Genomic DNA, 24425 nt, shown 5'->3' with positions numbered 1-24425 from the left:
CTCAAGCGTCCAGCCACACCTGCTCGGCGAACATGTAGCCCATGAAACCGCCCAACGGGTTGGTGTCGTAGCCTTTGACACGCTGGTCGACGCCGTCAATGTTGCTGATGAACACCGGCACGCCGATACCGCAGTGGTCATGCACCAGGGTCTGCATGTCGGCGTACATTTTGGCGCGCTTGGCGTCATCGGTTTCACCACGGGCCAGCATCAACAACTGGTCGAACTGATCGTTCTGCCAGCCGGACTCGTTCCATGGCGCCTTGGACTGGAAGAACTGCGAGAACATCACGTCGGCGTTCGGCCGTGGGTTGATGTTGCCGAAGCTCAACGGGTGCTTCATCCAGTGGTTGGACCAATAGCCGTCTGCGGGCAGGCGGTTGACGTCAAGCTTGAGCCCGGCCTCTTTCGCCGATTGCTGCAACAGCACCGCAATGTCCACGGAACCGGTCGCCGCAGGCGACGCCATGAGCGGCATGGTGATGCTTTCCATACCGGCTTTTTTCAACAGGAACTTGGCTTTTTCCGGGTCATAGACCGTTTGCGGCAAGTCGGTGTTGAAGTAGCGTGAACCCGGTGCAATCGGGTGATCATTGCCGACCACGGCGAACCCGCGAAACACGGCGGACTTGACCTGCTCGCGGTCCAGCAGCAGCTTCATGGCCTGGGTGAATTCCGGGCTTTTGCCTGGCAACTGGTCCTGGCGAATGATCAAGTCAGTGTAGTTGCCCGACGGCGCGTCGACGACCCGGTGCTTGGCGCTGGCAGCGATGCGCGTGGTGGAACGCGGGTTGACCTCGTTGATCATGTGCACATCGCCCGAGAGCAGTGCATTGACCCGCGACGGTTCATCGGCAATCGCAATGAACTCGATTTCGTCGAGGTACGGCAGGCCCGGTTTCCAGTAGTTCTTGTTGCGCACGGCAATCGAGCGCACGCCCGGTTTGAATTCGCCCACGGTAAACGGCCCGGTGCCGATGCCTTTGTTGAAGTCGGTCGTGCCCTCGGGAACGATCAGCAGGTGCGACACCGCCAGGATCGACGGCAGTTCGGCGTTGGGCGCGCTGAGGCGAATCTGCACTTCGTTCGGCCCGCTGGCCTTGACCTCGACGATTTGCTCCATCAACGGCATGACTTTCGAGCCGGTGAGCGGGTCTTTGTGCCGGTTGAGTGAGAACACCACGTCGGCGGCGCTCAGGGCCTTGCCATTGTGAAAGGTCACGCCCTTGCGCAACGTGATGGTCCAGAGGGTGGCATCGACGTTGTCGATACGCTCGGCCAGCTCCAGCTGCGGCACCAGGTGCTTATCAAAACGCGTCAGGCCGTTGTAGAACATGTAATGGCGCGCATAGTCGGTCGACAGCGCGCCCTTGGCCGGGTCCAGCGTATCGGCGGTGGAGCTGGACATGCCGGCCACACGGATCTTGCCGCCTGGCTTGCCTTTGCCTTCAGCGGCCGCCTCGTCGGCGAACAATTTGCCCGCGCTGCCGAACAGGCTGCCGGCACCGGCGGCGGCCACACCGGCAACGCCGAGCATTTGCAGGGCATTGCGGCGTGACATGCCACGGTTGAGACTTTCGAAGACCCGCAGGCTTTCCTGGCCGGAAATGAGCTCGGGTGTGTTTTTGTTGTCAGTCATATCAAGGCTACCTGTCGATAATCGGAAGAATCGAGTGCTCACGGATGTCCGGAGCGTCCTGGAAACGCAAACGACGGTGACGCAACAACGGCAACTCAGTGCAGATAGTCCTGGAACCGGTAATAGGCGCCCACGAACGGCAGGAACCAGGGTTTGCCGAAATGCCCGGGAATGGCCGGCCAATCGAGTTCACGCCACGGGTTGGCGGCGGCATTGCCCGCCATGACCTCGGCCATCACCTGGCCCATGTGCACCGACATCTGCACGCCGTGGCCGCTGTAGCCCATGGAATGGAATACCCCGTCGTGCTGGCCGGCGCGCGGCAGGCGGTCGGACGTCATGTCCACCAGGCCGCCCCAGCAGTAGTCGATTTTCACGTGCGCCAGCTGCGGGAACATGTTCAGCATCGCGGCCTGCAGCACCTTGCCGCTCTTGGCATCGGAGACGCTGTCGGACATCGCAAACCGCGCACGCCCACCAAACAGCAGGCGATTGTCCGGGGTCAGGCGAAAGTAGTTGCCGATCATGCGGCTGGTCACGTAGGCACGCTGCTGGGGCAGCAATTGGTCGATCAGCGCCTGGGGCAATACTTCGGTGGCGATGACAAAGCTGCCCAGCGGCACGATCCGCCGGCGATACCAACCCAGGTCGCCATGCTGGCAAGCACCGGTCGCCAGCAACACTTGACCGGCGTGCAGCGAGCCCTTGGCGGTATTGACGTGATAGCCGCCCGCCTGGGCCTTCCAGTCCTTGACCTGGGTGTGTTCGTAGATCATTGCGCCACGCCGCGCTGCGGCTTCTGCCAGCCCCACACCAAAACGCCCGACGTGCATCTGCACGCCGTTACGTTGCAGCAAACCGCCATGGAATTGCGACGAGCGCACCTCTGCGCGGGTTTGCTCGGCGCTGAGCAACTCGACGTCGGCATCGACCTCCTGCCGAATCAGCTCGCAGGTTCGAGCCAGGCCCTCGTAATGCAGGGGCTTGGCCGCCAGCTTGAGCTTGCCGTTGCGCACCAGGTCACAGGCAATCGCTTCCTGCTCCACCAACGAAACCACCGTGTGCACTGCGTTTTCATAGGCCTGGTAATAAGCGCGGGCCTTGTCGGCACCGAGGCTGGCGTACAGGCCGGCGTAGTCCTGGGCCACCCCGGTGTTGCACTGCCCACCGTTGCGCCCCGAGGCTTCGCCTATCACTCGCCCGGCGTCCAGCACCACCACGCTGGCGCCTTTAAGCGCCAGGGCGCGAGCCGCCGCAAGGCCGGTGAACCCACCGCCGACCACAGCCACGTCGACCTGCTTGGGCAAGTCGCCCAGCTGCGCACCGGTGAATGCCGGTGCAGTGTCGAGCCAATAGGATTCACTGCCCATGTCTTACTCCCAGGTGTGCTGTTACAGACCGACCAATGCTGGCAACCCACCGATGTCGGTGATCTGCTGGTAGCCGTAAAACGCGTTGGCCGGTACTTCGTGACCACGGGCAACGAACGCCTTGTGCTTGATCTTCATGTCGTGCGCCGACATCAGGTCATAACGGAAGCTGGAAGACACATGCAAGATGTCTTCCGGACCGCAACCGAGGTTGTCGAGCATGAATTCAAACGCCGCCAGACGCGGTTTGTAGGCTTGGGCCTGTTCGGCGGTGAAGACCTTGTGGAAAGGCGCGCCGAGCTTGTCGACGTTGGACATGATTTGACTGTCCATGGCATTGGAGAAGATCACCAGCGGGATCTTGTCGGCAATTTTTGACAGGCCCGCCGGTACATCGGCATGCGGGCCCCACGTCGGCACGGCGTCGTAATACAGCTGGCCTTCTTCGCGATAGTCGATACCCCAACGCTTGCATGTGCGGGCCAGGGCGGTCTTGAGGATTTCATCGTATGGGCGCCAGTCGCCCATGACCTGGTCGAGGCGGTAGGCGGAAAAGTCTTTGACGAACTGGTCCATGTGCTCGGGGGTGATGCGGTCTGCGAAGAGTTCGCGGGTCATGGTGCCCATGTGGAAGTTGGTCAGCGTGCCGTAGCAGTCGAACGTAATGAATTTGGGACGAAGAAAGCTCATTGAGTGCGGTCCTGAAGTCAGTTGAAGGTGACAAGCGTTCGCTGCCCTGGCGGCGCGTCGGCCTCGTTGCAGCACAGCTTCATTACACCACTGTGAAATCAGCATATGACGTCTAAAACGACCTGCACTCAATACAAACCACCGTTTTGGTGGCTGGCCTCAGCAGAGTTTGCGGTGCGCGCCAGGCTTGGGCAGAGCCTTTGTTTGTGCGCTTTTACGGGGCTTTTGCGGTGGGAAGGCTTAAGGATAAGGGTTGGCGGCGGCAGAACCTGTGGGGCGCAATACAGCAGCACGAGCACAACCTGCCCCGGCAAAAAAGCGCCTGGCATTTGCTACCGGCCCATCCCCGAAATTAAGCAGTAACTATGGCCGTCCACCCCTCTGCCCACCAAATCTACCGAATCACCCGCGCCCTATTGCCAGCCCTGAATGCAGGTGCGATACAGGCGTTCAAGTGACCTGCCCCCATCGCCCAAACCGCACTCCGGAGCCTCGCCATGTCCGCACTGCCACACCCCGCTTATGTCTACCGCCCGATGACCCGCGCCGACCTGCCGGCCGCCCATGCGCTGTCGGCGCAGCTTAAATGGCCGCACCGCCTGGAAGACTGGGCCATGCTGCAACGCGTCAGCGACGGTTTCGTGGTGCTGGACGGCGAGCGTCTGATCGGCAGCGCGTTCACCTGCCCCCAGGGCGACTACGCCACCATTGGCCTGGTGATCGTCAGCAATGATTACCAGGGCCAGGGAATCGGTCGCCGGCTAATGGAGCACGCGCTCGAAGCGTGCCAGTCGCGTACGCCACTTCTCAACGCGACCCTCGCCGGTGCGCCGCTATATGCCAGCCAAGGATTTGTCGAATTCGGACGGGTGCAACAGCATCAGGGGCAGGCGCAGGTACCGGCCTTGCCCGACCTTGGCGAAGGCGAAACTTGCCGAGCGTTGCGCGCCGATGATCACACCGCCCTGCTCGCGCTCGCCAAGGCCGCCAGCGGCCTGGACCGCCGCGAGGTCCTGCGCGACCTGCAGGTGGAGCATGCCGTGGGCATTGAGCGCGATGGCCAGTTACGCGGCTTCGCATTGCTGCGCCCGTTTGGGCGTGGGCGCTGCATCGGCCCGGTAGTCGCCGAGGACCTGAAACAGGCCAAACACCTGATTGGCGTGTTGCTGGCGCAGGTGCCGGATGCCTTTGTTCGCATCGACATTCCTGCCGATTGCGGCCTCAACGACTGGCTCGAACACAGTGGCCTGAAACACATCGACACGGTCGCGCAGATGGCCCTGGGCAAACCGCCTCGGGCCAGCGGCGGTGTTCACCCGTTTGCCCTGATCACCCAAGCAATCAGCTGACTGTTCATCCGGAGCCTTACCCATGCCCTCTCCCCGAATTCTGCTGTTGGCACGCGCCGACGGCAACCGCGTCGACACGCCGTTCAACCGTGGCGCCCTGAGCCCGCTGGACCCCTTTGCAGACACCCGCCAACTCGCCTGGCTCGGAACTGATGGCGTGTCCGCAGGCCTGGTAGGGTTCAGCGGCGAACTCACCGTCGACGATTTCCCGCACAGCGAAACGCTGGTGGTTCACGCCGGCAAAGTGGTGTTGCATACCGCCGAACAAAGCCTGGACCTGGGCGTGGGTGACAGCGCGGTAATTGGCCGTGGCACGCGCCTCACGGTGCAGGCAAGTGTGGGCAGCCAATGGGCCTTCTGCGCCGTCGACCAGCCCGCCGCCCCCGCACGGCCAGGCGTGACGCTGATGGTTGCGCACAGCTTATTGAACCCCTCCGCCGCGCCGGAACCTGCCATCCTGATCGGCCCGGCGCCGCAGTGCCGCGCCCTCAACCTGTTCGACGACGCCGTGACCGAGCTGCGAGTGGGCCTGTGGGACTCGACGCCCTACGCCCGCCACGGCCGCCCGCACAAGCTGCATGAATTAATGCATCTGCTGGAGGGCGCCGTGACGCTGCGGGACGCCGAGGGCACCGACGTGACCGTCTGCACCGGTGACACCGTTTTTGTGGCAAAAGGCGCACCGTGCGCCTGGACCAGCACGGTGTATGTGCGCAAGGTTTACGCCGTGCAGTGAACTGCAGAGGGGCGAAACCGCAGGTACACGGCCCTGGGTTCAGGTTTTCAAGCTGTCTTCCAGAAACGCCACCAACGCCTGCACGCGCGGGCTGCGAAGTTTGCGCGAAGGCACCAGCAGGTTGATCGGTGCGCTGTCGAAACTCCACGGCGCCAACACGCGTACCAGGCTGCCGTTGGCAATGGCGTCACTGACATCCCATTGCGAACGCAAGACCAACCCCAAACCTTGCTCGGCCCAGCGCCGGGCGACGCTGCCGTCGTTACTCAACAGGGCGGGCTCTATGCGCAGGGTCTTGCGCCCCTGCCCCTTTCGCAGGTGCCACAAGGTCACGTCCTCATCGTTTTCACGAATGCAAATGCAGCGGTGCGAGGCCAGTTCCTCGGGCGTCGACGGCACGCCGTGCTCCAGCAAATACGCAGGGCTGGCGCATAACCATCGCTCGTTGGGCGTGAGTTGCCGGGCGGTCCACAGGCTGTCATTCAGGTGACCGATGTGAATCACCGCATCGCTGTCATGGCGATCGGGCCAGGGTGTCTCGCGTAAATCCAACTGCAGGCACACCTGTGGGTGCAGCTTTGCAAAACGTGCCAGCAACGGCGCGATCCGCTGTCGGCCAAAACCAAACGGCGCCGCCAACCGCAAGGTTCCCACCAGCCTTTCGTCTTTTTGCGTGAAGGACTCCCCAAGCGCCTCCAACTGGTCCAACAAGACTGCGCTTTCTCGCGAGAACCGTTCGCCTTCTGCGGTGAGGCTCAGGCGCCGCGCGTCGCGATTGGCCAGCGTGAGCCCCAATTGCCCTTCGAGCTTGCGCAGGCGCATGGAAAGCGCGGGCGGCGACACGTTCAGGGCTCTGGCGGCAGCACTGAGTGATTCAGAGCGGGCAAGCGTGACGGCGAGGCGCAAGTCTTCGATGGAGATCATTCAATTTTACTTAATGATTGATGAGCTTCAATTGAACCACACCTTAAGGATTGCTGAGTAGAGTGCAGCCCGTACCCAGCCACTCGAGTGCCATCATGTCCACGCCGATTGCCCCTCTCGATACGCCCGTAGCGTTAGTCGATGTGCCGCGAATGCAGCGCAATATCCAGCGCATGCAGCAGCGCATGGACACCCTCGGCGTGCGCTTGCGCCCGCACATCAAAACCAGCAAGTGCCTGCCGGTGATCAGCGCACAGATGGCCGCAGGCGCCAGCGGCGTGACGGTTTCCACCCTCAAGGAAGCTCAGCATTGCTTCACGCACGGTATCCGCGATGTGTTTTACGCCGTAGCGATGGCGCCGGCCAAGCTGCCTCAAGCCCTGGCGCTCATGCGTGAGGGCTGCCACCTCAGCGTGCTCACCGACAGCGTGGTCGGCGCCGAAGCGATCGTTGCCTTCGCCCGGCTTCACGACGCGTGCTTTGAGGTGTGGATCGAAATTGACTGCGACGGCCATCGCTCAGGCCTGGCTACTGAAGACGGCGCCCTCATAGAGGTTGCGCGCATCCTCAGCGACGGCGGTATGCGACTGCGTGGCGTGATGACCCACGCGGGGTCCAGTTATGACCTGGATACGCTGCAAGCCCTGCAAGCACTGGCTGAACAGGAACGCGCGCTGTGCGTGCGCGCCGCGCAGCGTATTCGCGAGGCCGGGTTGGCGTGCCCAGACGTCAGCATCGGCTCCACACCCACTGCGCTCTCGGTGCTGAACCTTGAGGGTGTGACGGAGGTGCGCGCAGGCGTCTATGTGTTCTTCGACCTGGTGATGCACAACATCGGCGTGTGCCAGGCAGATGAATTGGCGCTGAGCGTGCTGACCACCGTCATCGGCCATCAACCGGATAAAGGCTGGATCATCACCGACGCCGGCTGGATGGCCATGAGTCGCGACCGCGGCACGCAGCGTCAACGCCAGGACTTCGGCTACGGCCAAGTGTGCAACGAAGCCGGCGACTGGATTGACGGCGCACGGGTCACTGGCGCCAACCAGGAACATGGCATCATCACCCTGGGCGCCGCCGACACGGCCGACGTTGTCGCGCGCTTCCCGATTGGCAGCCGTTTGCGCATCCTGCCCAATCACGCCTGCGCCACCGGCGCGCAATTCCCGGACTACCACGCCCTGGATGCCGAAGGCTTGGTGCACACCTGGAGCCGCCTGCATGGCTGGTAATTCAGCGGAGTCGTTATGAATATCCAAAAAAGTGATGTGTTGGTGATCGGGGGCGGCGTCATGGGCGCCTCTTCAGCGTTTTTTCTGCGTCGGCGCGGCTGCTCGGTCACGCTGCTGGAGCGCGACCAGATTGGTCAGTACGCCAGCGGCGTGAACTTTGGCAACGTGCGACGCCAGGGCCGCTACCTGGGGCAACTGGAGCTGGCCAACCGCTCCTGGGCGTTGTGGAAACGCCTGCCGGAGCTGATTGACGATGACCTTGAATTCATCGCCAGCGGGCACATGCGCGTGTGTTATCGCGAGGATGAAATTGCTGAACTGGAAGCCTACGCCGCCGCACCGGAGGCCGCGCAGCTGGATTTGAAGATTTATCGGGGCGCCGAACTGCACCGACGTTTTGGCTTTCTGGGCCCGGACGTCAAGGGCGGCTCCTATGCGCCCCACGATGGTCACGCCAACCCCCGGCTGGCGGCGCCGGCGTTTGCGCGTGCGGCGCGTCGGCTCGGTGCGCGCATCGAAGAGCGCACTGAAGTTGCCGATGTGCAAAAGGTCAACGACGCGTTTCACGTCACCACCACCGACGGCCAGCACTTCGTCGCCGACCAACTGCTGATCACCGCCGGTGCCTGGGCGGCAAAGCTTGCCGAGCGTTTCGGCGAGGCGGTGCCGCTGGAACCCAACGGCCCGCAGATGTCGGTGACTGAGCCGGTGCCGTATGCCTTGCCAACCGTGATCGGGGTATTTACCAAGATCAAGGAAGAGGTGATCTATTTTCGGCAGATCCCGCGCGGCAATATCATCATCGGCGGCGGTAACCGCTGCACACCGGACATGCTCAACCGACGGGCGTATTTCAAGCCGCAAAGCCTGCTCAACCAGATGCGGCAAATGAAGCGGCTGCTACCTGGCGCCGAGAAGCTGAACATCATCCGCGTGTGGAGCGGCATCGAGAGCTATACGCCGGACTCCTTGCCGGTGATGGGCCCGAGCGGCGCCGTGGACGGGCTGTTTTATGCCTTTGGCTTTTGCGGCCACGGCTTCCAGCTGGGGCCTGGCGTCGGCGATGTGATGGCCGAACTGATCAGCACCGGCAGCACCAGCACCTTGATCAGCCCGTTCGATATCCGCCGCTTTACCCAACCATCGGTTGCCCAGCCTGTGGCGACCAGTGCCCTCTCGACAGGAAAACTCATATGAGCCTCGCTACGGTTTATCGCCCCGCCACCGCGTCCGACATGCCGGCGGCGCATGCGCTGTCGGTGCACCTGAAGTGGCCCCACCGAGAAGAGGATTGGGCCATGGTGCAGCGCACCTCCGAAGGCTTCGTTGCCGAACAGGACGGCAAGTTGGTGGGCGTGGCGTTTGCCTGTCACCAGGGCGCCTATTCCTCCATCGGCCTGGTGATCGTGAGCGATCAGCATCAGGGCAAAGGCATCGGGCGCCGCCTGATGACCCTGTGCCTGGAGGCCGCCGCGCCCCGCACGCCGATCCTCAACGCCACTGAGGCCGGCGCGCCGCTGTATGCCAGCATGGGCTTCGTGGATTTCGCGCGAATCCAGCAACACCAGGGCGTGCCGCAGACACCCGCGCCCATGCCTCTGGTCAGGCACGCGCAGTGCCGGGTGTTAAGCCAGGCCGATTACCCAGCGCTGATCGAGCTGGCCAACGCGGGCAGTGGCCTGGACCGCAGCGCCGTCCTCAAGGACCTGCTGCCGACGGCCGAGCACGTGGTGGGTTTCGAGGTAAACGGGCAACTGACCGGGTGCGCCCTGCTCCGCCGATTTGGGCGCGGCCATATCGTCGGCCCGGTGGTTGCGCAGAATCTGCAGCAGGCTCAGCAGTTGATTACCCACGCGCTGCGCATGATCCCTGGCGCCTTTGTGCGTTTCGACATCCTCGCCGATTGCGGCTTGGCCGAGTGGCTGGAAAGCCTGGGCCTGCCCTGTGTTGATCGAGCGCCCAGAATGGTGTTGGGTGTGCCCCCGCAATCACGCGAGGGAGTCCAGCAGTTTGCGCTGGTGACCCAAGCCATCGGCTGAAGCCAGGCAAGATGCGCGGCCAACCTGGCGGATTCAGCAGATTATTCCTTGCAGGCGGCAACAACGGCATCTTTGGACTGGGCCGTTTTGCTAGCGTAACCACACGCCAGGGCCGTGCCCGTCGCAGCGCCTATTACCGCTCCAGGGAGCTCGTTGGATGACCACACACTCTTCGAATAGCTACAGCGTTGATCCGCACACCTCGCGCCTGTTTTACATCAATGGGCGCTGGTGCGCGCCTGCCGTCCCGGCGAGCCTGCCGGTGGTCAATCCGGCCACTGAAGCAGTGGTTGCCGAGGTTGCACGCGGGTCTGCCGAGGATGTTGATCGTGCGGTTGCCGCTGCGCGTGCCGCATTGCCGGGTTGGTCAGCGTCGTCCCCGGCGTCACGTGCGCAGGTGCTCGGCAAAATCCACGAGCTGATCCTTGAGCGAAAGGAAACGCTTGCCCAAGCCCTCTCGCTGGAAATGGGCGCCGCGATAAGTTTCGCGCGGTCGATGCAAGTATCGCTGGCGGCCGAACACGTGCGGGTCGCCCGTGACGTGCTGTCCAGCTATCGCTTCCAGACGGTTGAAAACGGCACCGCGATTGAACGAGAAGCCATCGGCGTGTGCGGCCTCATCACCCCGTGGAACTGGCCGCTGTATCAGATCACCGCCAAGGTCGCTCCGGCGCTGGCCGCCGGCTGCACTGTGGTGTTGAAACCCAGCGAACTGTCGCCGCTGAGCGCGCTGCTGTTTGCGCAACTGGTGCACGACGCCGGCCTGCCGCCCGGCGTCTTCAACCTGGTGAACGGAAGCGGGCATGAGGTGGGCGCCGCCATGGCGGCGCACCCTGATATCGATATGATTTCAATCACCGGTTCAAACCGCGCAGGCGCTCTGGTAGCGCAGGCCGCTGCCCCCACCGTGAAACGCGTGACCCAGGAGCTGGGCGGCAAGTCGCCGAACATTCTGCTGCCGGACGCCGACTTTGCCAAAGCGGTGCCGATGGGCGTGATGTCGGCGTTTCGCAACGTGGGGCAATCGTGCAGCGCGCCGACCAGGATGATTGTGCCAAGGAGCCGCTTGGCGGAAGTCGAATCACTGGCTGCCGCCACCGCGAATGCAATCATCGTCGGCGACCCGCAATCGGAAGCGACGCAACTGGGCCCGATTGCCAACGAGGCTCAATTCAATCGCGTTCAGGCCATGATCGAAGCAGGCATCGCCGAGGGCGCAAAACTGCTGTGCGGCGGGCCAGGACGCGTGGCCGGCTTTGAAAAGGGCTTCTACACCCAACCCACGGTGTTCTCCGACGTGAGCTGCGCCATGCGCATTGCCCAGGAGGAAATATTCGGCCCGGTGTTATGCATCATCGCGTACGAGACGGTCGATGAGGCCGTCGCTATTGCCAACGATACGGTCTATGGGCTCGGTGCGCATGTTCAAGCGCAGGACCTGAACCTGGCGCGTGCCGTTGCCTCGCGCATTCGTGCCGGGCAAGTGCTGCTGAACTATCCCGCCTGGAACCCGATGGCGCCTTTCGGCGGCTATAAGCGTTCGGGCAACGGTCGTGAGTACGGTGTACAGGGTTTTGAAGAGTACCTTGAAACCAAAGCGATCATTGGCTTCGGCGAGTAGCCAGCCGGCTCCGGCACCTGTATCGAGCTTACTTGGTACTCCACACCGCGGGCACGGGTGCCTCTTCTCTGTGACGTCTCCACTTGGGGTGGGCGGAGGTGGAACTGAGCGGGATAGCGACGTTAAACGAGGTACCCGCCTCCGGATCGGAGGAGACGTTGATATAGCCCTCGTGCGCGTTAACGATCTGATCCACGATAAACAGCCCGAGGCCCAGGCTCGCGTAGGGGCCGTTGTCCTCTGAGGACTGCGGCGAATAACGGCCCATGGGGTTGAAGATAAAGGGCAGCACGTCTTCGGGAATCGCTTTACCCATGTTGTGCACGCTGAACGAAAGGCTGTGGTCACAGGCTTCAAGCGTCACCTTCACCGGTGAGCGACCGGCGCCATGCTGGACGGCATTACTGATCAAATTCGAAAACACTTGCTCCAGGCGTGCCTCATCAAACTCGCCGACCGCACGCTCTGCTCGGTCGGCCACGATATTGGCCTCAGGGTAAACGGCGCGGGACTCGTCAACAATTCGATCAAACACGGGCGCCATGTCAATTAACGTGCGATTGACAGGAATGCCACGGCCAAGCTGCGAGCGGGTGAAGTCCAGCAGGTCGCCCACGATACGTGACGCGCGCTTGACGCTTGCGTAGATGCGGGAGGCAATTTTGGTTGTCCTGACGTTTAAGTCATCCGTGCGCAAGAGCACGTCGGCTCCCATGAGAATCGCACTTAAGGGCGTGCGAAGGTCGTGACCCAGAATCCCCAGGAACACATCACGCGACGACTGCACGGCGCTCGCATAGCTGCTGATGGACTCGGCGAGCGCCTGATCGATCGCTTCGTTGAAGCGGATCATATCCTCCACTTCAAACGTTTCACCGTCCTTGACGCGGCTCATCCAGTGCTTGACCACGCTGGCGCGCAACGCTCTGAACTCAGAGGTGACTTGCTCAACGCTGAAACCGGCCATCAAGCGGGTGATAGCGTGAGTTTGAGCGGCCGTATCGTCTTCCGTGGGGGCCAGCCCCTTGGATTTTTCGAGCTGTTGATGCCCGGACTGGTAGGTTTGCAGGTCATCGGCGATGGCTCTGATCATCAGCTCGGCATGGTCACGAAGCCCGGCGGAGTCCAGGGGCGCGCTGTCGGTACGGATCGTCCGAGCAAAATTTTCCCATTCTTGAAGAATGGGCTCGATATTGCTGAGCAGGAAAGCTGAAAGGCGCATGGCAAATTGTCCTTGGTTGGAGGGCGCGCATGCACATGCGCGCCCTCCAGGAGAGATCAGTGTGCCGGGCATCAGTCCACGCCACATAACAGACTCCATCAGTGGTCTGATCCCCTGCTGATCAGGTTCGTTCAACCTCTGGCTGTTTCCCTCAGTTGGCGCTCGTCGCAGAACACCGCTGGTCGCTTACGAATTAATGAACGGGGTGGCCTCGGTGGTTTCACACAACTAAGCGCTCACACTCAAATTAAAGGGAAAGCTGTAATGACTAAGCAAAAAGAACCGGGATCAAATTCATTAATGAACACTCAACCGGTTGCCCCACCGACACAGGAAGAACTGTTACAGGCGGGCCTGACGGATGATCAACGGGTCAGTCGAGAAGACGACAGTGATTCAAGTGGACGTCCTCAAACATCTTTTATATTTGACCTTGATGGCACATTGACTGACAGCGTCTATCAAAATGTCGCGGCCTGGAAACAGGCACTCGACGCCGAAAACATTCCGCTCGCCATGTGGCGCATCCACAGGAAAATCGGCATGAGCGGAGGCTTGATGTTAAAGACCCTGTCGCGCGAAACCGGGGTGGAAATCAGCGACGAACAAGGCACAAGACTCAGTAAAAAACATGCTGAAGCCTACGCATCGCTCAAAGGCCAGATAACCGCGCTACCCGGTGCGGTCGAACTTTTACAAACGCTGACGCAGGCGAAGATGAAGTGGTGCATTGCCACAAGCGGTGGGTCGTCTACTGCGCAAATCAACCTGAAGGCTTTGGGCCTGGATATTAACCAAATCAATATCGTCACTCGCGATGACGTCAAGTACGGCAAACCCGACCCGGACCTGTTTCTTGCCGCCGCGCGAAAACTCGAAGTGCCCATCGAGGAATGCGTCGTCGTCGGCGATGCCGTGTGGGACATGCTGGCCGCTCGGCGCTGCAAGGCGACAGGTGTGGGCTTGCTGTCGGGTGGCTACGACATCAGCGAGCTTGAGCGATCCGGCGCGCTGAGGGTGTATGAAGATCCACTGGGATTACTGCAGCACCTGGAAGAAATTGCCACGCGTCCCTAGCTGTTCATTGGTCCTCCTCTGGGTGCCTTAAGGCGTAAAGGTTTCAACCTCACACACTCAATAAAAGCGCTAGAAACCTGTACAAAATCCATTATTTGTACAAGTATTCACCACTGCTTATGTCACGCATCAGTTCAGGGGTTCTGCGGCGAAATCGCGGGCTCCTGCGTGGCTCACTCACTGGATAACGCGCCATGAAATCGACTCGCCGGCTATGCCTCGTTCTGGGCGACCAACTGTCTTTTGACCTGGCCTCGCTGCAGGGCCTGGATAAAGAACGCGATACGGTGTTGCTGGTCGAGGTGATGGAAGAAGCCAGCCATGTCCCCCATCACCCGCAAAAAATCACGCTGATCTTCAGTGCCATGCGCCACTTCGCCGAGGCGTTGCGCGAGCGCGGAATCCAGGTTCACTACGTGGCACTCGATGACCCGCACAACAGTGGCTCAGTGCCGGGTGAACTGCTGCGCTGGCAAGCGCGCCTGCAGCCCACCGAGTTCCACCTGACCGAATGCGGCGACTGGCGTCTGGAGCAGTCGATACGCGACTGTGGCTTGCCGATTCAATGGCACAGCGATGCGCGTTTTCTGTGTTCACGTGACGAATTCACCCGCTGGGCGGCGGGCAAGAAGCAGCTGCGCATGGAGTTTTTTTACCGCGAAATGCGGCGCAAGAGTGGGCTATTGCTCAATGGCGACGCCAGCCCGGTGGGCGGCGCGTGGAACTTCGATGCCGAAAACCGCAAAGCCTTGCCCAAAGGGATAAAGCCGCCATCACCGGCGCGTTTTACGCCAGATGCAATCACCCGTGATGTGCTCGCGCTGGTCGCCAGGCACTTCAGCGGGCATTACGGCACCGTTGATACGTTTGACTACCCGGTTACTCACGCTGACGCTCAAGCATTGTGGAATTACTTTCTCGATTGGGGCCTGGCTGCCTTCGGCGACTATCAAGACGCCATGGCCAGCGACGAACCCTTTTTGTTTCATGCAAGGATAAGCGCTGCATTGAATATCGGCTTGCTGGATCTTCGCCAGCTGTGCAGCGATGTGGAGGCCGCCTATTGGTCTGGCAGCATTGCCCTGAATGCCGCCGAAGGCTTTATTCGCCAATTGATCGGTTGGCGCGAATACGTGCGGGGCGTCTATTGGCTGAAGATGCCGGACTACGCCCATGGCAACGCGTTCGGCAATACCCGGTCGCTTCCGGAGTTTTACTGGACAGGCGACACACAGATGAACTGCATGCGCCAGGCCATCAACCAAAGCCTTGAACACGCCTACGCTCACCATATCCAACGGCTGATGGTGACCGGCAATTTCGCCCTGCTCGCCGGCATTGCGCCGAGTCAGATCTGTGAGTGGTACCTGGCGATTTACATGGACGCCTTCGACTGGGTGGAACTGCCCAATACACTGGGCATGGTCATGCACGCCGATGGCGGGTATCTGGGCTCCAAGCCTTACTGTGCCAGCGGCCAGTACATCAAGCGCATGTCTGACTATTGCCGTGGCTGCGCGTACAAGGTGACTGAAAGCACTACCGAGGACGCCTGCCCGTTCAATTCGCTGTACTGGCACTTCCTGATGCGTCACGGCGACTGCCTGCGTGGCAATCACCGCATGGCCATGCTTTATAAAAACCTCGACCGCATGGATGAATCCAAACAGCAGGCGCTTTGGCAGCGTGGTCAGCGGTTACTGACACAGCTGGATGAAGGTGAGTCATTTTGAAAAAAAGTGAGCTCCCGGTCAAAACCTGCGTCACTTGCGGCCTCCCCTTCACGTGGCGCAAGAAATGGGCGCGCTGCTGGGAAGAGGTGCGCTATTGCTCTGAGCGTTGCCGAAGGACGCGGTGATCGCTGAGGCTCGGCGCGCGTCCCTGGTTTTTTTCAAACGCGGGGCTATCGTCAGTGGGAATAAATCGGTGTGCCAATCGTCTGCACTGTGTACCGACAAGAGAACCTGACCATGCCTCTACACACACCTCGCACCCTGCTCAGCGGTATCGCCGCGCTCGCCCTGACGACCGTGACGTTTGCTGCAATGGCCCACGAAGGCCATGAACACGGTGCTACCGCCAGCCAGAGCGGCAACGAAACGCCCTTTCTAAACGAAAACAGCGCCGCCATGGACAAGATGATGGCCGGGATGGACGCCAAGCCGACCGGGGACATCGACCGTGACTTCGTCGCCATGATGAGCCCGCACCATCAGGGTGCTATCGACATGGCGATCACCTACCTCAAATACGGCCACAACGAGCAACTCAAGCGCCTGGCTCAGGAAATTATCGTTGAACAGCAGCAGGAGATCGCCGCCATGCAGTTGGCCATCGACGGCCCGCTGCCGCCCTCCGCCGCTGCGCCGACCCAACCTCCAGCCGCTTCCCAACCCTGAACCGCGCGGGCCGGCATTCCAACAAGAAGGATGTATTCATGAAGAAAACAACATTCCCGCTGGCATTACTGACCCTGGCATTACTGTCGGCAAGCGGAGCGAGCATTGCAGGGCAGATTCCCGGCAAGGCGTCAGCCAACGATATTCCCATCACCCACCAGGACCGGTTGTACGCCGCCGAGCAGTATTCCAACACGGTGTCTGTGGTAGACCCGGTCGATAATAAATTGCTCGGCGTGATCAGCCTTGGCGATCCGCAACCGGGCAACCTGAGCCCGCTGTACCGCGGCGAAGTGCTGGTACACGGCATGGGCTTCTCGCCGGATCACAAAACCCTGGCGGTAGTCTCCATCGGGACTAACTCCGTGTCGTTCATCGACACCGAAACCAACACCGTCAAACACAAGACCTATGTCGGTCGCGCCCCTCACGAGGCGTTTTTCACCCCCAATGGCAAGGAAGTGTGGGTCACCGTGCGGGGCGAGGATTACGTGTCGGTGATCGACGCGAAGACCTACCAGGAGAAAACCCGCATCAAGACCCAGTCGGGCCCGGGCATGCAGATATTCTCCCCGGACGGCAAATACGGTTACGTCTGCTCGTCATTCAACCCACTGACCGAAGTGTTCACCGTGGCTGACCACAAGAAAGTCGGCGAAGTGATACAGGCCAGCCCGTTCTGCCCCAATATCGCCGCGTCGCCGGATGGCAAGCAGGTGTGGTTCACCTTGAAAGACATTGGCAAGGCCCAGGTGTTTGAGGCCACACCACCGTTCAAACTGCTGAAGACCCTCGACATCGGCCCGATTGCCAACCACGTCAACCTGGTCAATAACGCCAACGGTTCGTTTGCCTACATCACCGTCGGCGGGTTGAACGAGGTGCAGGTGTATCGCACCGATAATTTTGAAAAGATCGCCACGATCAAGGTCGGTCGTTTGCCCCATGGCATCTGGCCGTCCGGCGATGGCACGCGCATCTATGTGGGCCTGGAAAACGATGACGCCTTTGCAGTGATTGATACCCTGACCAACACGCTAGTGGGCAACAACATTGCCATTGGCCAGGCGCCCCAAGCCATTGCCTACGTGCCCAATGCCGTGACCAAAGGCCCAGGCACTGACAACCTCAAACCGTTGGGGCTGGCCAGCCAGGCCGAACACCTGAGCCTGCAGGTTGTCGGCAAGACCGCCGGGCAGCCCGCCACCAGCGTGACGTTGTTCAGTCAGGGCTTGACCCAGGTGCTGCAAGCCGGGGTCAGCGGTCTTGAGCCAAAACAGCCCTACACCCTGGCCTTGGCGGAAAAACCTGATGGCTCCGGCAAACTCGAACCGCTGCTGGCCTTTATGACCAATCCGGCGGGCGCGGCGGTGGTCTCCACGGTGGGTCCAATCCGCCAGATCGTTAAGGCAGATGTGCCGGAACAGCGGCGCTACCTGGTGATCGTGGAGGGTAAGCCCGATCAACTCGGCGCGATCAAGCAAGTACAAAGCCAGTAAGGATGTGAAACAGCGCAACACCACGGGGGCCAATAGCGATATTGGCCCTCGTTCTTTGTAGTTATCGGGTTGCGAAGCGCAGCGCCAGGCTGCTCAGTCAGGCTAAAAGACTTCAACCCCGCCGATCCGGCCAGCCATGTGTTGATCCCCCGCCACACCTCCCCCTCAAAAGCACCTATCTCGACACAAAACATAGTGATCACTATAGAATTAGATTAATATGTAGCGATCACTATTTAAATAGGGTTCAGCGAGCATCAACCCTGCGCTTCATCACCCCCTTTCAACACTGGAGAGACACCATGAGCAACCCAACGTACGTGCAGGATTACAACGCAATTGTCGCCGTATTGAACCTCTATAACGAAGGCGGCAAACACGCGGACGCCAGCCTCATGAAACCCGCCTTCAATGAGCAAGCCACCCTATTCGGTGTCGGTGCCGACGGCCAGTTGACCGGTGGGCCGATCCAGCAACTGTTCGACACTATCGACAGCGCCTTCCGTCCTTCGCCGCAAGCCAAAGGCGCCATCGTCAACGTTGATATCGTAGGCACGGCTGCCAGTGCTCGCATCGATACCAACGACATCTCGGGCTTCTGCTTTACCGACTTTTTCAACCTGTTGAAAGTGAATGGCCAATGGACGGTGGTGAGCAAGATTTACCACACACACGTATCGCCTTGAGCCATCGTTTTTATTGAGCGTCATTCCAACGAGCAGGAGTTTGATCATGAGCAAAAACATCAAGGCGGTACCGACCCAGGATTACAACGCCGTTATCGCCGTGGCCCAGCAGTACGCTGACGGCCTGCGTGATGGCAGCCCGGATATTCTGGAACAGGCCTTTCACAAAGAGGCCGTGATGTACGGTTTCACCAACGGCGAACTGCTGGGCGGGCCGATCAGCAATCTGTTCGACTTCGTCCGCACAAACGGCAAGGCGCCGGACATCAGCACACGACTGGACGTGCTGGCGATCACCCCGACCACGGCCGTGGTTCGCGTGGACATGGAGAAAGACGCGATTGGCGCCGACTACAACGATTACCTGACGCTGATCAAAATCGACGGCACCTGGAAGGTCATCGCCAAGGTTTATCACCAGTTCGAAGGCTGATCAGCGCAGCCTGAAAGGCATGATGTGTTTAAAAGGTAATAAATCATGGCAATAGTTACATACACCGCCGTTTTAGACGGCGGCGCCGAGCGCGTTTGGGGAGTTCTCAAACGCTTCGCAGACATCAGCCAATGGCACCCGGCAATCACCCAAAGCGTGATCGAAGACGGTCAGCCTGACGGCCTGGTTGGGTGCATCAGGCGGCTGACGCTGCAGGACGGCGCGATCCTGCGTGAGCAGTTGCTGTCGGTGGACGCGGTCAACCTGCAATTCTCTTACCGTTTCGTTGAAGCGCCGCTGCCCGTGGACAACTACGTGTTGACCGTGCGACTGATCCCGCTGACCGGCGAAGACAAAACCGTGATTATGTGGTCGGCAACCTTCGACACCCGCGCGCCTGATCCCGAGGGGCAATTGACCTCGACCATCGAGTCGCTGATTGTCGGCGGGCATGACAGCCTCCAGCTCCACCTGAACCAAACCGCCTCGGCGTGATGTGCCCTGCCCCGCCCCAGCAATGGGTGCGGGGTTTATTTTTTTAAGTTTCGATGAGAGAACGCCCGGGTACACGGCTTAGCGCCAGTGCCCGGGCTTAGGGTTGCTTACCAATCCTGACGGGTTGGCGAAATGATCAGGTCGTTGACGGTGACGTTTTCAGGCTGATTCAACGCATACACCACGGCGCGGCCGATATCGTCCGGCGAGATCGCGATTTTGTTCAGTTCCTGAGCCGCTTTACGGCCGGCGGGGTCGGTGACTTTGTCGGCCCAACCGGTGTTGATCACACCCGGGCTGACCGTATTGACGCGGATACCGTGTTGCACGCCCAGCTCCTTGCGCATCGACTCGGTCATGGCTTGCACGAAGAACTTGGTTGAGCTGTAAATACCCGCCGCAGGCCCGACCTGGTGCCCGGCCACCGAATCCATGTTGAGGATCTGGCCCGATTTCTGTTTGAGCATGAACGGCAGCACCGCGGCGATGCCATGCAGGTAGCCTTTGATGTTCACGTTGATCATCTTTTCCCAGTCATCCGTGGCCAGGTCGACCCAGTTGGAAAACAGCATCAGGCCTGCATTGTTGATGAGGATATCCACCGAACCAAACGAGTCGTGGGCGAATTGCGCGAGGGCTTTCATATCATCCGGGTTGGTCACGTCACTGACGCGACCGACCGCCTGACCACCCTTGGTTTTCAGTTCGCTGACGATGGCATCCAGCCCTTCCTGGTCAAGGGCTGCGGCGACAACTCGAACGCCTTTTTCAGCCAACGCGCGAGCAGATGCGGCACCCAGCCCGGACGATGCACCAGTGATGATCGCGGTTTTATTCTGCAGATAGTTCATGAGCGTTCCTTTAGAGAGGGGCTGCCCGACTCCACGGGCAGTCGATGGGGTTATCGCGGATGCAAAAGGGGATCAGTAGTTGCCGACAGGCCAGTCGGTGTAGCCCTTGGCGCCGCCGCCGTAATACGACTCGCGGGGTGCAATCGTCAGCTCGGCGCCTCGACGCAGGCGCTCTACCAGATCCGGGTTGGAGATGAACAGGCGACCAAACGCAACGGCGTCGATCTTGCCTTGGGCACGGCGCTGGATGGCCATGTCCAGGTCGTAGTTGTTGTTACCGATGAAGGGGCCTTTGAACTGTGCGCTCAGCGCGTCCATGTCGACGCCTTCGGGCACTTCGCGCGACGTCGCGGTAGCGCCCTCGACGAAGTGCAGGTATGCCAGATCGAACGCGTTCAACTGCTGGATCAGGTAACCGTACATCGCCATGACATTGCTGTCGGGCGGCGTGTTGCCGGCGTCCGGTGTTACCGGCGACAGACGAATGCCAACCCGCTCGTTGCCCCAGATGTTGACGATTGCTTCGGTCACTTCCAGGGTCAGGCGCGCACGGTTCTCGATGGAGCCGCCGTAACTGTCGGTGCGATGGTTGGTCGAGTCACGCAGGAACTGGTCCAGCAGATAGCTGTTGGCCGAGTGAACCTCTACGCCGTCGAAACCGGCGCGCTTTGCGTTCTCGGCGGCACGTTTGTACTGCTCGATAATCCCCGGAATTTCATCGGTTTCAAGCGCACGCGGCATCGACACGGGTACGAAGCCATTGACGGTATAGGTATCACCCTCGGCCTTGATGGCAGAAGGCGCGACAGGTGCAGCACCCTCCGGTTGCAGCTCCACGCTGGAGAACCGTCCCACATGCCACAGCTGGCTGACGATCTTGCCGCCGGCGGCATGCACCGCATCGGTGACCTTCTTCCAGCCGGCAACCTGCTCTTCGCTCCAGATGCCGGGTGTGGCCGCGTAACCGCGACCCTGCGGGGAAATATTGGTGGCTTCGGCAACGATCAAACCGGCTGTAGCGCGCTGGGCGTAATACTCGGCGTGCATCTCGTTGGGGATGCCATCTTCGGCGTAGCGGCTACGGGTTACAGGCGCCATCAAAATACGGTTGGCCAGTTTCATCGCGCCCAGGTTAATGGGGGTGAACAAGTCGGTACGAGTCGCGTTATCTGTCATGGTAGACCTCATTTAAATAGACCGGTCATCTAGTAAGTGAATAAAAAATAGCGACGACAAAAGTCGTTTAGCCAGGGTGAGGGAGTTTTCGAATGCATCGTCGCGTTTGCCGATCTTCATCATCAAAGACGCGCCGAGCCACACGTGGTAGAGAGATTGCGCCAGGATCGCGCATGGGCATCGTGGAGGTAATTGATCCATCCATCGACATGCTGGCGATGTCCAGAATGTGTTGGCGAGTTTCGCAATGACGCTTGTTAATAACGCGACCACTCTAATAAAAACTAGACCGGTCGTCTATTTTTTTCTGAACTTATCTGGCTTTCCACGACCAACGGCGCACTCCGAATCCACGCACGACTCACGTCGCGCAACTGGAAAGTTGGTTTTGTGTATCATCGGCAGAACTCTGTTCCAGGCATGCTCGTCTGGCGATACGCTCTAAGGTAATGCACTCAATGACTGACCCTACCCCGCTCGCTACTCCACGCGCCAAAGGACGCCCGCGCGCGTTCGACCGCGACCAGGCCTTGCTTCAAGCCCTGGCAGTGTTTTGGAAGCGTGGCTACGAGCCAGCGTCTGTGGCGGAGTTGTGTTCAGCAATGGCGATCAGCCCTCCCAGCCTTTACGCAGCGTTCGGCAACAAAGCCAAATTGTTCCTGGAAGCGGTTGCCTACTATGAAGAGACGTTTTGGGATGCCACGTGGGAACGCATGGACAGCGAGACGGACATCGTGCGCGCCATCAGCGACTTCTTCCACACGTCCGCGTCAATCCTCACAGAGCCCGACGCCCCTTGTGGCTGCATGGTCGTACTCGCCGCAGTCAATGTCTCGGACGATGCAGGAGAAGTCACCGCCACCCTCAAGGCCTTGCGCCAAGAGGGCCGCGACTACCTGCAGCAACGCCTGGACCGCGCGGTTGCCGATGGGCAACTGCGCCGCGACACCAATACTCGTCTGCTCGCCGCGGCCTTGAACACGTTGCTGGAAGGCATGTCATTGCAGGCGCATGACGCTGCCAGCCGTGAAGATCTGCAGGGCATTGGCGCCACCGCTGTCGCCATGCTTGCCCCGGCGCTCACTGAGCCAAAGTAGGCGCGGGCGACATCGCGCACTGACTCAATCCACATCTGAAATCCTGAAGCTCTGGGCCATACACAAGCCAGTGGGCAACTCCCGCCTGCGCGCAAAAATGCGCAAAAAGACGCCTGAAGCATGCGCTTTGGATGCTTGACAATTTCTGTAGTGATCAATATAGAATGTGGCGCAGCACGCAGTTGTTATTCACAACGGCGGGTTCGCTTGAGCGAGCCACTGTTAAAACATCGCCTGATCGGGAGGATCTATGCACTCAGTTTTTATCGTCGGTGGCTCGGGCAAAATCGCCCGCAGCCTCGCCCGACAACTGGCGGAACGGGGTCATCAGCCACGCTCGCTGTACCGCCATGCAGAACAAGCCGAAGGGCTCAAAGCACTGGGCGCCACTCCCGTTGCCGGTAACTTGCTTGAGCTCGATGAACAGGCCCTCGCCACACTTTTGGCAGGCAGTGACACCGTCGTGTTCGCGGCGGGCGCCGGTGGAAAAGGCGGCGCGCAGATGACGGATGCCATCGACGGTCGCGGCCTGGAGCTGTCTGTAGCTGCGGCTCGTTTGGCGGGTATTCGACGCTTCATTCTGGTTTCGGCGTTTCCAGAAGCATCCCGTGGCAAAGCGGTTTCCGAGACCTTCGAAAACTACATGGCCGTGAAGAAGCGCGCGGACGTACACCTCGCTGCGAGCGATCTTGACTGGGTCATTCTGCGCCCCGGTACGTTGCTGGACGCGCCCGGTACCGGCAAGGTCCACGCCGGCCTCGCCATCCCTTACGGTGATGTGCCGCGCGAGGATGTCGCGGCAGCCTTGTTGCAGATCATTGAAACGCCGGGCGTGAATCGCGTCATCATCGAACTGACCCAAGGCACTACGCCAGTCGATGAAGCTATTCAGCCGTTTTAGCTCGCACAGAGTGACTGAGAAACAGGGAGACAAAAATATGAATATATCTCCCGGCGAAACATAATGATTATTTGCGCATGATCAAAGAACTGAAAACACTCATCGCCGTGGCGAGGGAAGGCACCTTCGCGGCAGCCGGGAGCAAGATAGGCCTTACCCAAGCCGCCGTCAGCGCACAAATGCAACGCCTCGAAGCGGAGCTCGGGGTAGAGCTGTTCGACCGCAAGGGACGCTCGGCTCAGCTCAATCGAATGGGTCACCAGGTGTTGGTGCAGGGTCAGGAACTGGTGCGCCAATTTAAAGAGCTGGGCGCGACGTCGGTGGGTCTTGCTGCGAACGTTTTGGTCACCCTTGGAGCGATTGCCTCGGTTCAGCGCTCCTTCTTGCCAGACGCTCTGGCTGAATTTCATCAACAATCTGCGCAATGCAGAACCCGCGTCGTCCCCGGTCTGTCGATGGAGTTGGTGAACCAAGTCGATTCAGGCGAAATAGCTATGGCCGCGATCATCCGCCCGCCCTTTTCGCTTCACAGTGATCTGCGATGGACAACCTTGGCGCGTGAACCTTACCGGCTGATCGTCCCTGCCGATATGCCGGGAGACGATTGGGCTGAATTGGTCTCGAGCCAGCCGTTTATCCGCTATGACCGTTCATCTTTTGGCGGGCGCCAGGTTGACAGGTTCTTGCGTCAAACCCATTTCTCATTGCATGAAGTCTGCGAACTCGATGAGCTGGACGCGATCATCAAACTGGTCGCAAACGGCGTCGGTGTGGCCCTGATACGGGAAACCGCCACCCGTAACGGATGGCCTGCTGAAGTGCGTGCGATCGACCTCAAACAACGTACATTCCATCGCGACATCGGCCTTATTCATCGCGCACGCCGCAGCCTTAGCGAGCCAGTAAAATTACTGGCCCAGCTGATTATCGAGCAAGCCGTGAAGAGGCATTAGAGGCGTTGCGCCCCAAATAATGCATCAGGGGTTGAA

The 24425-nt window shown here is 60.2% G+C and carries 24 protein-coding genes; 17 read left to right on the top strand and 7 right to left on the bottom strand.

The genetic code is table 11. The annotated features are described in order from the left end of the window. Position 1 precedes the first annotated feature (1 nt). The 3 genes from ACP7A2_RS16135 to ACP7A2_RS16125 all read right to left on the bottom strand — a co-directional run bounded on the left by ACP7A2_RS16135 (position 2) and on the right by ACP7A2_RS16125 (position 3699). Entirely contained in the window at positions 2-1639 is a 1638-nt protein-coding gene (locus ACP7A2_RS16135) for an ABC transporter substrate-binding protein (RefSeq protein ID WP_426135020.1), read from the bottom strand. Between the two features lie 95 nt (positions 1640-1734). After that, positions 1735-3009: an NAD(P)/FAD-dependent oxidoreductase gene (locus ACP7A2_RS16130; protein WP_426135019.1), complete on the bottom strand. Its 1275-nt coding sequence runs from the start codon at positions 3007-3009 to the stop codon at positions 1735-1737. Positions 3010-3030: 21 nt separating this feature from the next. After that, complete coding sequence (locus tag ACP7A2_RS16125) at positions 3031-3699, bottom strand: haloacid dehalogenase type II (protein WP_426135018.1); 669 nt, start codon at positions 3697-3699, stop codon at positions 3031-3033. A 497-nt stretch (positions 3700-4196) separates the two neighbouring features. On the opposite strand from ACP7A2_RS16125, the gene ACP7A2_RS16120 reads away from it, so the two are divergent. Then, positions 4197-5048 (top strand): GNAT family N-acetyltransferase, encoded by an 852-nt coding sequence (locus tag ACP7A2_RS16120; RefSeq protein WP_426135017.1) that lies wholly within the window; start codon positions 4197-4199, stop codon positions 5046-5048. Positions 5049-5070: 22 nt separating this feature from the next. After that, positions 5071-5784: a cupin domain-containing protein gene (locus ACP7A2_RS16115; protein ID WP_426135016.1), complete on the top strand. Its 714-nt coding sequence runs from the start codon at positions 5071-5073 to the stop codon at positions 5782-5784. 39 nt (positions 5785-5823) lie between these two features. Here ACP7A2_RS16115 and ACP7A2_RS16110 read toward each other — a convergent pair whose 3' ends face one another. Continuing rightward, on the bottom strand, positions 5824-6708 hold the full coding sequence (locus ACP7A2_RS16110; RefSeq protein ID WP_426135015.1) for a LysR family transcriptional regulator: 885 nt from the start codon (positions 6706-6708) through the stop codon (positions 5824-5826). 95 nt (positions 6709-6803) lie between these two features. On the opposite strand from ACP7A2_RS16110, the gene ACP7A2_RS16105 reads away from it, so the two are divergent. The 4 genes from ACP7A2_RS16105 (at position 6804) to ACP7A2_RS16090 (ending at position 11600) form a co-directional block, all read left to right on the top strand. Continuing rightward, positions 6804-7940 (top strand): DSD1 family PLP-dependent enzyme, encoded by a 1137-nt coding sequence (locus ACP7A2_RS16105; protein WP_426135014.1) that lies wholly within the window; start codon positions 6804-6806, stop codon positions 7938-7940. A gap of 15 nt (positions 7941-7955) precedes the next feature. Further along, positions 7956-9137 (top strand): NAD(P)/FAD-dependent oxidoreductase, encoded by a 1182-nt coding sequence (locus tag ACP7A2_RS16100; RefSeq protein ID WP_426135013.1) that lies wholly within the window; start codon positions 7956-7958, stop codon positions 9135-9137. Beyond that, entirely contained in the window at positions 9134-9979 is an 846-nt protein-coding gene (locus ACP7A2_RS16095) for a GNAT family N-acetyltransferase (protein ID WP_426135012.1), read from the top strand. The genes ACP7A2_RS16100 and ACP7A2_RS16095 overlap by 4 nt, the downstream gene beginning before the upstream one ends. A gap of 157 nt (positions 9980-10136) precedes the next feature. Beyond that, complete coding sequence (locus ACP7A2_RS16090; RefSeq protein ID WP_426135011.1) at positions 10137-11600, top strand: aldehyde dehydrogenase family protein; 1464 nt, start codon at positions 10137-10139, stop codon at positions 11598-11600. A gap of 28 nt (positions 11601-11628) precedes the next feature. Here ACP7A2_RS16090 and ACP7A2_RS16085 read toward each other — a convergent pair whose 3' ends face one another. Further along, positions 11629-12822 (bottom strand): ATP-binding protein, encoded by a 1194-nt coding sequence (locus tag ACP7A2_RS16085; protein WP_426135030.1) that lies wholly within the window; start codon positions 12820-12822, stop codon positions 11629-11631. Between the two features lie 264 nt (positions 12823-13086). On the opposite strand from ACP7A2_RS16085, the gene ACP7A2_RS16080 reads away from it, so the two are divergent. The 8 genes from ACP7A2_RS16080 to ACP7A2_RS16045 all read left to right on the top strand — a co-directional run bounded on the left by ACP7A2_RS16080 (position 13087) and on the right by ACP7A2_RS16045 (position 19411). After that, positions 13087-13899, top strand: coding sequence for an HAD family hydrolase (locus tag ACP7A2_RS16080; protein ID WP_426135010.1), 813 nt, complete (start codon positions 13087-13089; stop codon positions 13897-13899). A 194-nt stretch (positions 13900-14093) separates the two neighbouring features. Then, a complete protein-coding gene (locus ACP7A2_RS16075; RefSeq protein WP_426135009.1) occupies positions 14094-15632 on the top strand; it encodes a cryptochrome/photolyase family protein in 1539 nt (512 codons plus the stop codon). Continuing rightward, complete coding sequence (locus ACP7A2_RS16070) at positions 15629-15757, top strand: DUF2256 domain-containing protein (protein ID WP_426135007.1); 129 nt, start codon at positions 15629-15631, stop codon at positions 15755-15757. The genes ACP7A2_RS16075 and ACP7A2_RS16070 overlap by 4 nt, the downstream gene beginning before the upstream one ends. A gap of 112 nt (positions 15758-15869) precedes the next feature. Beyond that, a complete protein-coding gene (locus ACP7A2_RS16065) occupies positions 15870-16298 on the top strand; it encodes a DUF305 domain-containing protein (protein WP_426135006.1) in 429 nt (142 codons plus the stop codon). Positions 16299-16336: 38 nt separating this feature from the next. Next, positions 16337-17797 (top strand): YncE family protein, encoded by a 1461-nt coding sequence (locus tag ACP7A2_RS16060; RefSeq protein WP_426135005.1) that lies wholly within the window; start codon positions 16337-16339, stop codon positions 17795-17797. A gap of 302 nt (positions 17798-18099) precedes the next feature. Next, on the top strand, positions 18100-18483 hold the full coding sequence (locus ACP7A2_RS16055) for a nuclear transport factor 2 family protein (protein WP_426135004.1): 384 nt from the start codon (positions 18100-18102) through the stop codon (positions 18481-18483). Positions 18484-18529: 46 nt separating this feature from the next. Next, positions 18530-18916 carry a nuclear transport factor 2 family protein gene (locus ACP7A2_RS16050; RefSeq protein ID WP_426135003.1) on the top strand — a complete coding sequence of 129 codons (387 nt, stop codon included), beginning with the start codon at positions 18530-18532 and terminating at the stop codon, positions 18914-18916. Between the two features lie 45 nt (positions 18917-18961). Continuing rightward, positions 18962-19411 carry an SRPBCC family protein gene (locus ACP7A2_RS16045; RefSeq protein ID WP_426135002.1) on the top strand — a complete coding sequence of 150 codons (450 nt, stop codon included), beginning with the start codon at positions 18962-18964 and terminating at the stop codon, positions 19409-19411. 107 nt (positions 19412-19518) lie between these two features. Here the strand turns inward: ACP7A2_RS16045 and ACP7A2_RS16040 are convergent, their stop codons facing one another. Further along, on the bottom strand, positions 19519-20262 hold the full coding sequence (locus ACP7A2_RS16040; protein ID WP_426135001.1) for an SDR family oxidoreductase: 744 nt from the start codon (positions 20260-20262) through the stop codon (positions 19519-19521). A 72-nt stretch (positions 20263-20334) separates the two neighbouring features. Further along, positions 20335-21438 (bottom strand): alkene reductase, encoded by a 1104-nt coding sequence (locus ACP7A2_RS16035; protein WP_426135000.1) that lies wholly within the window; start codon positions 21436-21438, stop codon positions 20335-20337. A 458-nt stretch (positions 21439-21896) separates the two neighbouring features. Between ACP7A2_RS16035 and ACP7A2_RS16030 the strand changes: the two genes are divergently transcribed. From ACP7A2_RS16030 to ACP7A2_RS16020, 3 genes are all read left to right on the top strand, one after another. Beyond that, positions 21897-22535, top strand: a complete 639-nt coding sequence (locus ACP7A2_RS16030; protein ID WP_426134999.1) for a TetR/AcrR family transcriptional regulator — start codon at positions 21897-21899, stop codon at positions 22533-22535. Between the two features lie 250 nt (positions 22536-22785). Further along, entirely contained in the window at positions 22786-23436 is a 651-nt protein-coding gene (locus tag ACP7A2_RS16025; RefSeq protein ID WP_426134998.1) for an NAD(P)-binding oxidoreductase, read from the top strand. A 77-nt stretch (positions 23437-23513) separates the two neighbouring features. Further along, the gene (locus ACP7A2_RS16020) at positions 23514-24389 is read left to right on the top strand and encodes a LysR family transcriptional regulator (RefSeq protein ID WP_426134997.1); all 876 of its coding nucleotides are present in this window, start codon (positions 23514-23516) and stop codon (positions 24387-24389) included. Positions 24390-24425 lie beyond the last annotated feature (36 nt).

The sequence above is a fragment of the Pseudomonas sp. PWP3-1b2 genome (assembly GCF_049896045.1).
GTDB lineage: Bacteria > Pseudomonadota > Gammaproteobacteria > Pseudomonadales > Pseudomonadaceae > Aquipseudomonas > Aquipseudomonas antarctica_B.
The sequence above is the reverse complement of the archived record's forward strand: the minus strand, read 5'-3'. Positions and strand labels throughout refer to the sequence as shown.

Coding starts and splice junctions, on each gene's coding strand:
- ACP7A2_RS16135 (WP_426135020.1), bottom strand. CDS start 1,639: ATGACTGACAACAAAAACACACCCGAGCTCATTTCCGGCCAGGAAAGC.
- ACP7A2_RS16130 (WP_426135019.1), bottom strand. CDS start 3,009: ATGGGCAGTGAATCCTATTGGCTCGACACTGCACCGGCATTCACCGGT.
- ACP7A2_RS16125 (WP_426135018.1), bottom strand. CDS start 3,699: ATGAGCTTTCTTCGTCCCAAATTCATTACGTTCGACTGCTACGGCACG.
- ACP7A2_RS16120 (WP_426135017.1), top strand. CDS start 4,197: ATGTCCGCACTGCCACACCCCGCTTATGTCTACCGCCCGATGACCCGC.
- ACP7A2_RS16115 (WP_426135016.1), top strand. CDS start 5,071: ATGCCCTCTCCCCGAATTCTGCTGTTGGCACGCGCCGACGGCAACCGC.
- ACP7A2_RS16110 (WP_426135015.1), bottom strand. CDS start 6,708: ATGATCTCCATCGAAGACTTGCGCCTCGCCGTCACGCTTGCCCGCTCT.
- ACP7A2_RS16105 (WP_426135014.1), top strand. CDS start 6,804: ATGTCCACGCCGATTGCCCCTCTCGATACGCCCGTAGCGTTAGTCGAT.
- ACP7A2_RS16100 (WP_426135013.1), top strand. CDS start 7,956: ATGAATATCCAAAAAAGTGATGTGTTGGTGATCGGGGGCGGCGTCATG.
- ACP7A2_RS16095 (WP_426135012.1), top strand. CDS start 9,134: ATGAGCCTCGCTACGGTTTATCGCCCCGCCACCGCGTCCGACATGCCG.
- ACP7A2_RS16090 (WP_426135011.1), top strand. CDS start 10,137: ATGACCACACACTCTTCGAATAGCTACAGCGTTGATCCGCACACCTCG.
- ACP7A2_RS16085 (WP_426135030.1), bottom strand. CDS start 12,822: ATGCGCCTTTCAGCTTTCCTGCTCAGCAATATCGAGCCCATTCTTCAA.
- ACP7A2_RS16080 (WP_426135010.1), top strand. CDS start 13,087: ATGACTAAGCAAAAAGAACCGGGATCAAATTCATTAATGAACACTCAA.
- ACP7A2_RS16075 (WP_426135009.1), top strand. CDS start 14,094: ATGAAATCGACTCGCCGGCTATGCCTCGTTCTGGGCGACCAACTGTCT.
- ACP7A2_RS16065 (WP_426135006.1), top strand. CDS start 15,870: ATGCCTCTACACACACCTCGCACCCTGCTCAGCGGTATCGCCGCGCTC.
- ACP7A2_RS16060 (WP_426135005.1), top strand. CDS start 16,337: ATGAAGAAAACAACATTCCCGCTGGCATTACTGACCCTGGCATTACTG.
- ACP7A2_RS16055 (WP_426135004.1), top strand. CDS start 18,100: ATGAGCAACCCAACGTACGTGCAGGATTACAACGCAATTGTCGCCGTA.
- ACP7A2_RS16050 (WP_426135003.1), top strand. CDS start 18,530: ATGAGCAAAAACATCAAGGCGGTACCGACCCAGGATTACAACGCCGTT.
- ACP7A2_RS16045 (WP_426135002.1), top strand. CDS start 18,962: ATGGCAATAGTTACATACACCGCCGTTTTAGACGGCGGCGCCGAGCGC.
- ACP7A2_RS16040 (WP_426135001.1), bottom strand. CDS start 20,262: ATGAACTATCTGCAGAATAAAACCGCGATCATCACTGGTGCATCGTCC.
- ACP7A2_RS16035 (WP_426135000.1), bottom strand. CDS start 21,438: ATGACAGATAACGCGACTCGTACCGACTTGTTCACCCCCATTAACCTG.
- ACP7A2_RS16030 (WP_426134999.1), top strand. CDS start 21,897: ATGACTGACCCTACCCCGCTCGCTACTCCACGCGCCAAAGGACGCCCG.
- ACP7A2_RS16025 (WP_426134998.1), top strand. CDS start 22,786: ATGCACTCAGTTTTTATCGTCGGTGGCTCGGGCAAAATCGCCCGCAGC.
- ACP7A2_RS16020 (WP_426134997.1), top strand. CDS start 23,514: ATGATCAAAGAACTGAAAACACTCATCGCCGTGGCGAGGGAAGGCACC.